We start from the raw sequence: 12166 nt of genomic DNA, 5'->3' as shown, positions 1-12166 counted from the left end.
GTTTACTTTGATAGCCACCATCGGCTTCGGCATGAGCGACGTTACCGTTCACCGACTCGAGGAGCGCTGGGACGAAAGCCGCGACGAGCCGTTCGCACTGTTCGAAAGCGACGATCCGAACGCGGAGGTCGGCAGTTACGTCATCGAACCCGGTGAACGCGTCCCGGAAAACGGGACGACGAGCCACGCCGGGGACGAAATCTCGGTTATCCTGTCGGGCGAGATCGATCTCGTCGCGGACGGGGAACGCATCACCGTCGGTCCGGAATCAGTGACGGTCATCCCCGCGGGGGTCGACCACTACAGCGAAAATACGACGGACGAACTGGTTCGACTCGTCTACGCGGTTCTCGGTGATCTCTGAGACGGTCTGCTGTGTCTGTGTACCGGGGGACCGCAGAACGGGTCGTGACTGCCCTGGAAATGGTGTCCAGCGGCCGTATACAAGATTCTCACTCGAGTCACGGTCACAGCGACCCGCGGACGTCTCGCGCTCTCGTTCCAATGGGCCGTCGCCAGCGATTCCAGCGAGAGAAGCGACCGGGTCGTAATCATATTAGTAGACGAATCGTCGATGTGTCGTTTCGTGATGTGCTCTTTCATCCCCCCATTCGGTTCTAAACTGGACTGTTATAGACGAAATAAATACAATTGGGAAAATTCGGTGACAGAAAGTTTAATACACTCTCCGAATTGTGTGCTCATTGTGAGTGGTAATAACACACGCGTCGCGGTCGACATCGGGGGCACGTTTACCGACCTCGTCGCCGTCCGCGACGGAACGTTATCGCTCGAGAAGGCCTCGACGACGCCGGCGAACTACGCCGATGGCGTCATCGATGCACTCTCGAAGAGCGACCTGTCGTTGCCCGACATCGAACAGTTCGTCCACGGCACGACCGTGGTGATCAACGCGATTACGGAGCGCGAGGGCGAGCCCTGTGCGCTTATCACGACCGACGGATTCCGCGACGTCCTCGATATCACCCGGGCGAACAGACCGGACATGTTCAACTTCCGGTACGAGAAACCGGAACCGTTCGTCCCTCGACGCGACCGCTTCGAAGTCCGAGAACGGGTCGACCAGTCCGGAAGCGTCGTCACGTCCCTCGAACCGGACGACGTTCGCGACGCCGTAGCCGAGATTCGCGACCGAGGGATCGAGACGATCGCCGTCGCGTACCTCAACGCCTACGCGAATCCGGAACACGAGCGCCGAACGCGGGCCCTCATCGCCGAGGAATTCTCGGACGCCTACGTCACGCTTTCCCACGAACTCACGGAGGAGTACCGGGAGTACGAGCGCACCAACACCGCGGTGCTCAACTCCTACGTCCGACCGATCGCCGACGACTACCTGACGACCCTCGAGGCGCATCTCGACGAGAACGGCGTCGACGGGAACCGGTACGTGATGCAGAGCAACGCCGGCACGAGCAGTTTCGAACAGGCCCGACAGAGCCCGATCGAGATGGTCGAAAGCGGCCCGGTCGGCGGCGTCTTCGGTGCCGCCCGAGTCGGCGAGCACGTCGGCGAACCCGACGTGATCAGCTTCGACATGGGCGGGACGACCGCGAAGACGTCGCTCGTCGAGGACGGCGAGGTCGATATCGACACCGAGTATTGGCTCGAGAGTTCCGCCCGCGAGGAGGGGTATCCGGTCCAGATACCGGTGGTCGATATCGTCGAAATCGGGGCCGGCGGCGGCTCGATCGCGTGGGTCGACAAGGGCGACTCGATCAACGTCGGCCCCAAGAGCGCGGGTGCGGATCCGGGGCCGGCCTGCTACGGTCGCGGCGGCACCGAGCCGACGGTCACCGACGCGAACCTCGTCACCGGCCGACTCAACCCGGATTACTTCCTCGGCGGCGAGATGGAACTCGAGGTCGATCGGGCCGAGGCGTCCCTCGAGTCCGTCGCCGACGCCTTCGGAACGAGCCCTCGCGAGGCCGCTCACGGCATCCTCCGGGTCGTCAACTCGAACATGGCACACGCCCTGAAGCAGGTGAGTCTCAGACGAGGGTACGATCCGCGGGAGTTCGTCCTCGTCGCCAGCGGCGGGGCGGGCGGGCTCCACGCGGCCACGCTCGGGCGCGAACTGGGCGTCAAAGAGACGATCGTTCCCCGCGCACCGGGACAGTTCTCGGCGTGGGGAATGCTGTTGACGGATCTGCGTCGGGATTACGTCCGGACGCTCGTCCGACCGTTCGAAGCCGCCGCGGCCGAAACGGTCGACGACGCCTTCGCGACGATGGCCGATCGCGCCCGCGAGGCGTTCGCCGCGGAAGACGTCCCGGCCGACGACATCGACGTCGAACGCAGCGTCGATCTCCGGTACGACGGTCAGGAGCACACGGTGCAGACGCCGATTCGGGCCAACGGCTCGCGGCTCACCGCCGACGCGATCGAGCGGACGATCGAGCGGTTCCACCGGCTTCACGAGCAGGCGTACAACTTCCGACTCGAGGATCCCGTCGAAGTGGTGAACCTCCGACTCACGGCGACCGCGGACGTGCCGAAACCGACTATCGACGTCCTCGATCGCAGCGGGCGGCCGTCGGACGCTCGGCGGGACGTCCGACTCGTCGACTTCGGCGCGGAAGGAAGCCACGAGACGGCGATCTACGCGCGGTCGTCCCTGCCGACCGAGGCTCGCTTCGACGGGCCGGCCATCGTCGAGGAGCCGGCGTGTACGACGCTCGTTCATCCGGATCAGACGTGTCGCGTCGACGAATACGGAAACTTACGAATCAGCCAGCAATGAGCACCGAAATCGAATCCGACCTGGACCCGTTCACGCGGGAGGTCATCACGAACGCGCTCCAGAGCGCGGCCGAAGAGTCGTTTATCAACCTCGGGCGGACGGCCAAATCGAGCGTGATCTACGAGACGCTCGACTACGCCTGCGGACTGATCGATACCGACGGGAAGGTCGTCGCGCAGGCCAACGGTGTGCCGGGCTTTCTCGGGACGCTAAAGTTCTGTGTCGAGGATACCATCGAAAAGTACGGACTCGACGGGTTCTATCCCGGCGACGTCGTCCTCCTCAACGATTACCACGGCGGCACTCACCTCAACGACGTCGCGATGGTCGCACCGGTGTTTGTCGACGACGAAATCGTCATGTTCGCCGCGTCGAAGGCCCACTGGACCGACGTCGGCGGCAAGGATCCCGGCTCGTGGACCACCGACGCCACGAGCGTGTTTCAGGAGGGAATCCAGTACCCGATGGTCAAACTCTACGAAGAGGGGAAGCTCAACCGTGCGGTTCGCGACATCGTCGAGGCCAACACGCGGATGCCGGAGATGACCCTCGGCGACATGCAAGCTCAGGAGGCGTCGATGGAAGTCGCCGTCGAACGGGTCCAGGACATTGCCGACAGGTACGGGACCGAAACCCTCGAGCGCGCCGTCGACGAGTGGCTCGCCTACGGCGAACAGCTCGTACTCGACGAGATCGAAACGCTTCCCAACGGGACCTACCACGCCGAAGACTTCCTCGACGACGACGGCGTCACCGACGAGCCCGTGTACGTTACCGTCGAAGTGACGATCACCGACGACGCGGTCCGGTTCGACTACACGGGAACCGATCCCGAGACCGAGGGGCCGATCAACTCGCCGTACGCCGCGTCCGTCAGCGACGCCCGGGCGCTGTTCCAGGCGATCACGCTGCCGGAAGCCCCGACCAACGGCGGCTTCTTCGAGCCGCTCGAGTTAGTCATTCCCGAGGAGACGGTGTTGAACGCGACGAAGCCGGCACCGATCGGGACCGACTGGGAGTCGTCGGCGATGGCGGCGGATCTTCCCTGGAAGGCGCTCGCTCCGCACCTCCCCGAGAAGCTGTCCGCGGGACACTTCACGAGCGTCTGTGCGACGATCGTCGGCGGCACGGACGACCGAACCGACGACGACTTCCTCGTTATCGAGCCACAACCCGGCGGGTGGGGCGCCTGTCGGGACCGCGACGGAGCCGACGTGCTCGTCTGCAGCGGCGACGGGGACACCCTCGAGATGCCGGTCGAAGTGATGGAGACGCGGTTCCCGCTGCTGTTCGACAAGTTCGCACTGGACACGCCACAGGAAGCCGGCCACGGGGAATTCCGCGGCGGCACCGGCCTCGTCCAAGACTACAGGGTCTACAACGAAAGCGGCGCGTTCATCACCGCGTCGTTCGGTCGCTCGGAGTATCCGCCGTGGGGCGTCGGGGACGGCCAGCCCGGCGACGGCAACTACATCGATATCGTGAAAACCGACGGGACGACCGAGCGCCACCGGAAACTGACCAACTACGAACTCGAGGACGGCGACGTCGCCCGCCTCGTCACGAGTGCCGGCGGCGGCTGGGGGAGCCCCCTCGAGCGGGACCCCGAACGGGTCCTCGAGGACTACCGTGACGACTACATCACGACCGACACCGCCGAAACGGTGTACGGCGTCGTCATCACCGACGGCGGGGAACTCGATGCGGAAGCGACCGAACGGCGACGGCGAGAGCTAACGGCAGAATAACCCACTATCAACCCATGAGCACGAATGCAACCCGAATCAGGTGGATCGATCCGGTCGGCCACGACGATTTCAGCGACGACATCGAAGCGCTGTTGAACGAAACGAAACGTGAAACGACGGAGGTCGAGGTCGTAAGCCTCGACCGCGGCCCACACCACGTCGAGTTTCACTACTACGAATCGCTGGTGTTACCGGACGTTCTTCACCGCGTCAAGGAAGCCGAAAACGACGGTGTCGACGCCACCGTCATCGGCTGCTTCTACGATCTCGGACTCGAGGAGGCTCGCGAGGTCTCCGACTCGATGCCGGTGATGGGGCCGGCACAGGCGACGACACATCTCGCGTCGACGATGGGGGATACGTTCTCGGTGATCGTTGGCCGTCGGAAGTGGGTCCCCCAGATGCGCTCGACGATCGCACGATACGGGTTCGACGACCGCCTGGCGTCGTTCCGTCCCGTCGATCTGGGCGTACTCGACTTTCAGGCCGATCCCGAGCGAACGCGAGAACGGCTCACGACGGCCGCACAGAGCGCGATCGAGGAGGATCACGCCGAGGTGATCATTCTCGGCTGTACCGCAGAATACGGCTTCCACGAAACGCTGCAGGACGAACTCGGGGGCCCCGTCCTCGACGCCGTCGTCGCCCCGTTCAAGTTCGCCGAACTCCAGGCGGAACTGGCCTCGCTCGGCTGGTCACACAGCAACATCGGCGGGTACGAATCGCCCCGCCCCGCAGAGATTCACGACTGGGACGTCCCCGAGGACTTCTCGACGCGAGGCGTCTGGGACCACTCGTCGTCCGAGAACTAGTAATCACGTTTCGAACTAATTTGTTCACGTTTTGTGGAGTATATATTCTATAAGGAGCCAATTCGGGCACAGAAGATGACATCATGCGAAAGGTATATTACTCTTGCCTCGGGTACCCATACCATGAGTCTCGATGGCAAAGACCACGTAACTCCACACCAGATCGGACGGCGACGGCTGCTGCAGTGTGTCGGCGCCGGCGGACTGACCACCGTACTCGCAGGCTGTGCGGGCGAGGAGCCCGAAGAGACCGACGAAGACGAGTCGCTCGTGTACGCAACGACGATTTCCCCGTCGACGATCGATCCGATGCGAGCGTCGGATAACTTCGAGAACATTTACACCGTCAACGTCTACGATTCGTTGCTCAACTACACCGACGAATCGCCGCCGGAACTTGCACCGGGGCTTGCGGAAGACTGGGAGGTGGGCGACGACGACCAGACCTACGAGTTCTTCCTGCGCGACGACGCGACGTTCCACAACGGCGATCCCGTGACCGCCGACGACGTCGTTTACTCGTTCGAACGGATGCTCGAGCTACAGGACGGACTCTCCTGGATGTGGGCGGATACGATCGGACCCGACAGCGTCACCGCCGCGGACGAAACCACCGTCGAAATCGAAACCGAACGGACGTTCGCACCGTTCCTCTTTACGCTGCCCTACATGCCGATCGTCAACGAATCGGAGATCGACGCCAACGACGAGGACTGGCTCGAACAGAACGACGCCGGCAGCGGCCCCTACGAACTCGTCGAACACGAGCGCGAAGAACGACTCGTCCTGCAGCGTTCCGAGGACTGGTGGGGCGACTGGCCCAGCGACGACCTCTTCGACGAAGTCGTCCTCGAGATCGTTCCCGAAGAAGGGACGGTCACGGGGATGATGGGTGACGAGTCCGCGGACATCACCGACGAGTGGCTGTCCGTTGAATCCTACCAGGAACTGGCCGACCTCGATCACGTGTTCGTCAGCGACGAGGTCACGTTCTCGCCGCTGTACGTCTTCATGCACACCCAGCGCGAGCCGCTGGACGACGTCAACGTCCGCAGGGCCATCTCCTACGCCGTCGACTACCAGCAGATCGTCGACGACATCCTGCTCGGGAACGCCGACCAGATGCAGGGGCCGCTCCCCTCGGAGATGTGGGGGCACAACGACGACGTGATCCAGTACGAACAGGACCTCGAGCGCGCTCAGGAGTACCTCGACGAGTCCGATTACGACGCCGAAGACATCGAACTCACCTACACCTACGTGACCGGCCTGACGGTCACCGAGAATATCGGGCTGTTGCTGCAGACGAACCTCAACGAACTGGGCATCGATCTCGAACTCGAGGGGGCGCCGTGGACTCGCATCACGGATATGGTAACGAGCCAGGACACGACCTCGGACATGCACGCCATCTACCTCTCGTTTTCCTACGTTGACCCGGACACGTTCCTCTACCCCGCGTGGCACTCGGATTCCCACGGCAGTTGGGAGAGTCCGGCCTGGTACGAGAACGAGGAGGTCGATCAGTTACTGGACGACGCCCGAACCGAGATCGACGTTGACCAGCGAACCGAGTACTACGAGGAGGTACAGGAGATCATCGCCGACGACGCACCGGCGCTGTTCGTCGTCAACGAGGCGGAGCTGTACGGGGTCAACGAACGCGTCGGCGGCTACGTCGATAACGGTCTCGTCGGGTACTCGAAGGCGTTCTGGCGCCTCTACGAAGATCGCTGATCGCACGTCTCGCGCGATATTACGATTACGATTAACACTATATGGGCTTCAAAAGCTACGTGATACGACGGACGCTAGCCGGCATTCCCGTTTTCATCGGGCTCTCGATTCTCATCTTCACGCTCGCCCGTGTGCTTCCCGGTGATCCGGCACGGCTCGCGCTCGGCCCGCGGGCGACGGACGAAGCCGTTCAATCGCTCCGAGACGAGATGGGACTCGACGATCCAGTCGTCGTTCAGTATTTCGATTACATGGCCGGGTTGTTGCAAGGCGATATGGGGATCTCGCTCATTACGAACCGGAACGTCGCGGCGGATCTCGTTTACTTCTTCCCGGCGACGTTCGAGCTGATCACGGTCGGGATGCTGATCGCCATCGCGATCGGTGTTCCGCTCGGCATTATCGCCGGCCGAAACAAGGACGAGGCCGAGGACAACGCCAGCCGACTGTTTGCGTTCTTCGGCGTGTCGATGCCCGCCTTCTGGGCCGCGATCCTGCTCCAACTGGTCTTCGCGTTCCACCTGGGGCTGCTCCCGGCGACCGGCCGAATCGGCGTAGAAGCGCCGCCCCGGTTGACCGGAATGATGCTCGTCGATAGCCTGATCGCGATGGACTTCCGCGCGTTCCGGAGCGCGGTCGCCCACATCGCACTGCCAGCGTTTACGCTCGCGCTCGCGCCGATGGCCGATATCGCCAGAATGACCCGCTCGAGTTTCATCGAGGAGTTGAACAAGGACTACGTCCACGCGTTGCACTCCTCGGGCATTCCCGGAAAGCTCATCGCGTACAAGTACGTGCTGAAGTCGTCGTTCGCGGCGACGTTGACGATCATCGCGCTCGACTACGGCTTTCTCATCGGGTCGGCGTTTCTCATCGAGATCGTCTTCGCCTGGCCAGGGATGGCCCGCTACGGCGTCGACGCGATTCTGGCCAACGACATCAACGCGATCGTCGGCGTGACGCTGGTCGTCGGCATCGTGTTCATCGTCGCGAATCTGGTGGTCGACATTCTCTACGGCTACTTCGATCCGCGAGTCAGATACGGAGGTGACGGCGAATGAGCGCGATCGAAAACTGGTACCACTCGGAGTCGATGGAGAACCGCAAAGAAAGCGCCCGACGGATCGCCTACCGGTTCCGGCAGAACCCGCTGTCGCTGGTGGGACTCGGAATCATCGTCGGACTCGTCTTCATCGCTATCTTCGCTCCGTACATCGCTCGCCATCCCCAAGACGCCGGCTACATGGGCGAACCCGCGGTCGATTTCGCGAACCGGTTCGCCGAACCGAGCCTCGCGCATCCGTTCGGGACGGACCAGGCCGGGCGGGACATCCTCTCGCGGGTGATATTCGGCACGCGGTACTCGCTCGCGCTCGGATTGTTCGTCCTCACCTTCGCGATCGGGATCGGCGTTCCGGTCGGCCTCGTCGCCGGGTACGTCGGCGGATTCACCGGACAGGTGCTCATGCGAATCACCGATATCTTCCTGTCGGTCCCGCCGCTCGTGCTCGCGCTCGCGGTGGCGGTACCGCTCCAGCCGAGCCTGCGAAACGCGATGATCGCCATCGCCGTCGTCTGGTGGCCGTGGTACGCCAGGCTGGTCTACGGCGAAGTGATCTCGGTCCGCGAAGAGCAGTTCGTCGAAGCCAGCCGCGGCATCGGCGCGAGTCGAATTCGAATCATGTTCCGAGAGATTCTCCCCAACGTGTTGGCACCGATCACGGTCAAGTTCAGCCTCGACATGGGCTACGCCATCCTGATCGGAGCCAGCCTCGGCTTCCTCGGACTCGGCGCCCAACCGCCCACGCCCGAGTGGGGGACGATGATCGCCGAGGGACGCGCATACCTCCCCGCACAGTGGTGGTACTCGACGTTCCCCGGCGTGGCGATCTTCATCGCCGTTCTCGGGTTCAACCTGCTCGGCGACGGGCTCCGCGACGTCCTCGACGTGGAGGTAGACTAAGATGAGTAGGACCGATCCGATCCTCGAACTTCGTGACCTCGAAGTTCACTTCGACACGTTCGACGGCCGCGCTCGCGTCATCAACGACGTCGATATCACCGTCGACGAGGGCGAAACCGTCGCCATCGTCGGCGAATCCGGCTGCGGCAAGAGCGTCACGGCGGAAACGATCATGGGGATGCTCCCCCAGCCACCCGGTGAGATCGTCGACGGCGAACTCTACTACAAGGGTGAGGAACTCCTCGGCGATCAGACAGCCCACGAACGGGTCAAAAGCGAGTCGATGGGGATGATCTTCCAGGATCCGATGACGAGTCTCTCGCCGGTGTTTACCGTCGGCGAGATGATGCGCGACGTCCTGACCTACCAGGGCAAAACGAACGTCGGCTGGCTCGAGATCGTTCGCAACGTGCTCGGCCGACGCGACGCAGACGAGGCGGAGATGCGCGATCGAAGCGTCGAACTGCTCGATCAGCTCCAGATTCCGGATCCGGAAGGCGTTCTCGATCGGTATCCGATCGAGCTCTCCGGCGGGATGCGCCAGCGGGTCCTGATCGCGATGGCGATGCTCGGCGAACCCGAATTCCTCATCGCGGACGAGCCGACGACGGCGCTCGACGTCACCGTCCAGGATCAGATCCTCGACCTGCTGACCGAACAGATCGAACGCGAGAACCTCTCGATGCTGTACATCACGCACAACCTCGGCGTCGCCCGTCGGATCGCCGACCGGATCTACGTCATGTACGCCGGTGAGATCGCCGAGGTCGGCACTCGAGACGAGATCCTCGACGAACCCTTACACCCTTACAGCCGGGGGCTGGTCGACAGCGTGCCGAAGCTCACCGAGTTCGATCGCGACGGCATCGAGGGGCTCCTCCCGGACTACACCGATCCGCCGTCGGGCTGTCGATTCCACCCGCGCTGTCCGGCCGCTATGTCCGGCACGTGCGACGTCGAACGACCGCCGCGGTACGAACTGTCGTCGGGCCAGGAAGTCGCCTGCCACCTCTACGAGGACGGTCTGTCCCGAGCGGAAGCGGCGGAAATCGCGGCCGAGGAGATCGAGTTCGACAGCGGGGCCGCGTTCGAGGATCGACCGACCTCGGAACCGGCCCAGGACCGGTCGAGCGTGAAGGGTGAGAGTGCCGGAACAACGGCTTCGATCGACGCACAGACGCCTCGAAGCGCGGAGGATACCGATGAGTAGCGACCACACCAGAGCCGATGAAACCGATAGCATCGACGACACCGACGAACCGCTTCTTCAAGTTCGGGATCTCGAGAAGTACTACCCGATCACGGGCGGACTGCTCAAGAAACAGATCGGCGAAGTGAAGGCCGTAGACGGCGTCTCCTTCGACGTCAGACGCGGGGAAACGTTCGCCATCGTCGGCGAGTCCGGCTGTGGTAAAACGACACTCGGGAAGACGATCGCTCGGCTTCACGCGCCGACCGGCGGATCGATCAGGTTCGACGGACGGGATATTTCGGCGCTGTCCGAGCGGGACCTCAAGCCGGTCCGACGCGAGATTCAGGTCGTCTATCAGGATCCGACCTCGTCGTTGAATCCGCGAAAGCGGATCAAAGACATCGTCGCCGAACCGCTGGTCGTCCACGATATCGGCACGAAAGCCGAGCGGCGAGAACGCGTCGCGGAACTGCTCGAGCGCGTCGATCTGCCGGAGGACTTCCTGTACCGGTACCCGAACGAGCTTTCCGGCGGCCAGAAACAGCGGGTCGCGATCGCTCGCGCGTTGACGCTGAATCCATCGTTGCTCGTTCTCGACGAACCGACGAGCGCGCTGGACGTGAGCGTCCAGGCCAAGGTGATCGCGCTCCTCGAGGAGTTACAGGCGGAACTCGACCTCTCGTATCTCATGATCACGCACGATCTGAGCCTCACGAAAAACATCGCCGACCGCATCGGCGTAATGTACCTGGGCAAACTCATGGAGAAAGCGCCCGCGGAGACGCTGTTCGACGCCCCGCAGAACCCATACACCGAACAGTTACTGTCGGCGATTCCGATCGTCGAGGAGTCGGAAGCGGCGTTCAAGCCGGAGCGAATCTCGATCCGCGGCGAGACGCCTGATCCGTCCGATCCGCCCTCGGGCTGTCCGTTCCACCCCCGGTGTCACCGAGCCGTCGACGACTGTTCTCGAGTCGAACCCGAACTCGTCGACGTCGGCACCGATCACGTCAGTCGCTGTCTCCTCCACGACGAAGACGAGTCGGAAATGTAGCTGTCGGCCAGTTCGACCGTATTTGACAGCTTCGGCCGGTACAGTCGTTCCGGTGACCCGGTTCTTCGACGCACCGGCGAACCGGCGCTCCGCTGTGTTACTGCTCGAGGTAAGCGACTGCCTCCGACGACACTCCCTCGTACGAGAGGATAGAAAACCGGGAGATCGACCTGCCCCAAGTAGACTGATTGCTGTCCGTCAGTGCCGGCGCGACCGCAAGACGACCGCTCACAGTCGCCCCGGGAAACGGGGAGAAGTTTCACCAGATCGTCTTAGTCGTCCTCGATCTCACTGTGCCAGGCTTTGTGCGTCTTGGTAACCGGCGTTATCTCGAAGTCCTCGACGATATCGCGTTGCATGAGTTGGATCACGTAGGTCTTGACGTCCTGTAAGGAGCCGTGCCAGACCCGAACGAGGATGTCCGACTGGCCCAGGTATTCGTCGACCTCGTAGACGAGTTCCTGGTCGATGAGAAAGGCGATGAACTCGTCGATGGCGTCTCTCGTCGCGTCGGAACTGACCGTCACCCGGACGTCCGCGTAACTCAGTTCGGCCTCCTGAAGGACCAGCACGCCGATGATTTTGATCATGTTCTCCTCCTGCAACTTCTTTCGTCGCCGGCGAACCGCCGTTCGCGAGAGGTCGACCCGCTCACCGAGGTCAGTATCCGAAATGCGGCCGTCTTCGTTCAGAATCCGGTAGATTTTGTAATCGATTTCATCGAGATGATTCGAAACCAGATCTCCGATGTGGGCGTCATCGAGCACTCCCTCCACGCTACTTTCTTCGGTCGAATGATCCGACATACACGGGTAGCTAGTACATTTCTGCCCGACTTAAGTCCCCATGAGTACGTCGTGGTCGTTCGAGTCCGACGTTGCCTCGCAGTATATGGG

At 62.6% G+C, this 12166-nt stretch carries 10 protein-coding genes; 9 read left to right on the top strand and 1 reads right to left on the bottom strand.

Features of this window, described 5'->3' with window-relative positions:
• Positions 1-31 precede the first annotated feature (31 nt).
• The 9 genes from GS429_RS18695 to GS429_RS18655 all read left to right on the top strand — a co-directional run bounded on the left by GS429_RS18695 (position 32) and on the right by GS429_RS18655 (position 11270).
• Positions 32-364: a cupin domain-containing protein gene (locus GS429_RS18695; protein ID WP_160067006.1), complete on the top strand. Its 333-nt coding sequence runs from the start codon at positions 32-34 to the stop codon at positions 362-364.
• Between the two features lie 342 nt (positions 365-706).
• Entirely contained in the window at positions 707-2764 is a 2058-nt protein-coding gene (locus GS429_RS18690) for a hydantoinase/oxoprolinase family protein (RefSeq protein ID WP_328821482.1), read from the top strand.
• Positions 2761-4512 carry a hydantoinase B/oxoprolinase family protein gene (locus tag GS429_RS18685; protein WP_160067002.1) on the top strand — a complete coding sequence of 584 codons (1752 nt, stop codon included), beginning with the start codon at positions 2761-2763 and terminating at the stop codon, positions 4510-4512. The genes GS429_RS18690 and GS429_RS18685 overlap by 4 nt, the downstream gene beginning before the upstream one ends.
• Before the next feature lie 14 nt (positions 4513-4526).
• Positions 4527-5324, top strand: coding sequence for an aspartate/glutamate racemase family protein (locus tag GS429_RS18680; RefSeq protein ID WP_160067000.1), 798 nt, complete (start codon positions 4527-4529; stop codon positions 5322-5324).
• Between the two features lie 123 nt (positions 5325-5447).
• Positions 5448-7061 (top strand): ABC transporter substrate-binding protein, encoded by a 1614-nt coding sequence (locus GS429_RS18675; protein WP_160066998.1) that lies wholly within the window; start codon positions 5448-5450, stop codon positions 7059-7061.
• A 41-nt stretch (positions 7062-7102) separates the two neighbouring features.
• Positions 7103-8122 (top strand): ABC transporter permease, encoded by a 1020-nt coding sequence (locus GS429_RS18670; RefSeq protein ID WP_160066996.1) that lies wholly within the window; start codon positions 7103-7105, stop codon positions 8120-8122.
• Positions 8119-9024 (top strand): ABC transporter permease, encoded by a 906-nt coding sequence (locus tag GS429_RS18665; protein ID WP_201294053.1) that lies wholly within the window; start codon positions 8119-8121, stop codon positions 9022-9024. Before GS429_RS18670 ends, GS429_RS18665 begins: the two co-directional genes overlap by 4 nt.
• Position 9025: 1 nt before the next feature.
• Positions 9026-10234: an ABC transporter ATP-binding protein gene (locus GS429_RS18660; RefSeq protein WP_160066994.1), complete on the top strand. Its 1209-nt coding sequence runs from the start codon at positions 9026-9028 to the stop codon at positions 10232-10234.
• Positions 10227-11270, top strand: coding sequence for an ABC transporter ATP-binding protein (locus GS429_RS18655; protein WP_160066992.1), 1044 nt, complete (start codon positions 10227-10229; stop codon positions 11268-11270). Before GS429_RS18660 ends, GS429_RS18655 begins: the two co-directional genes overlap by 8 nt.
• Before the next feature lie 272 nt (positions 11271-11542).
• Here GS429_RS18655 and GS429_RS18650 read toward each other — a convergent pair whose 3' ends face one another.
• A complete protein-coding gene (locus GS429_RS18650) occupies positions 11543-12076 on the bottom strand; it encodes an Lrp/AsnC family transcriptional regulator (protein WP_160066990.1) in 534 nt (177 codons plus the stop codon).
• Positions 12077-12166: the final 90 nt, after the last annotated feature.

This window comes from Natronorubrum halalkaliphilum (genome assembly GCF_009834785.1).
In the GTDB taxonomy this organism is placed as follows: domain Archaea; phylum Halobacteriota; class Halobacteria; order Halobacteriales; family Natrialbaceae; genus Natronorubrum; species Natronorubrum halalkaliphilum.
Note: the sequence above shows the minus strand (reverse complement) of the source record. Positions and strands in the feature narration are given on the sequence as shown.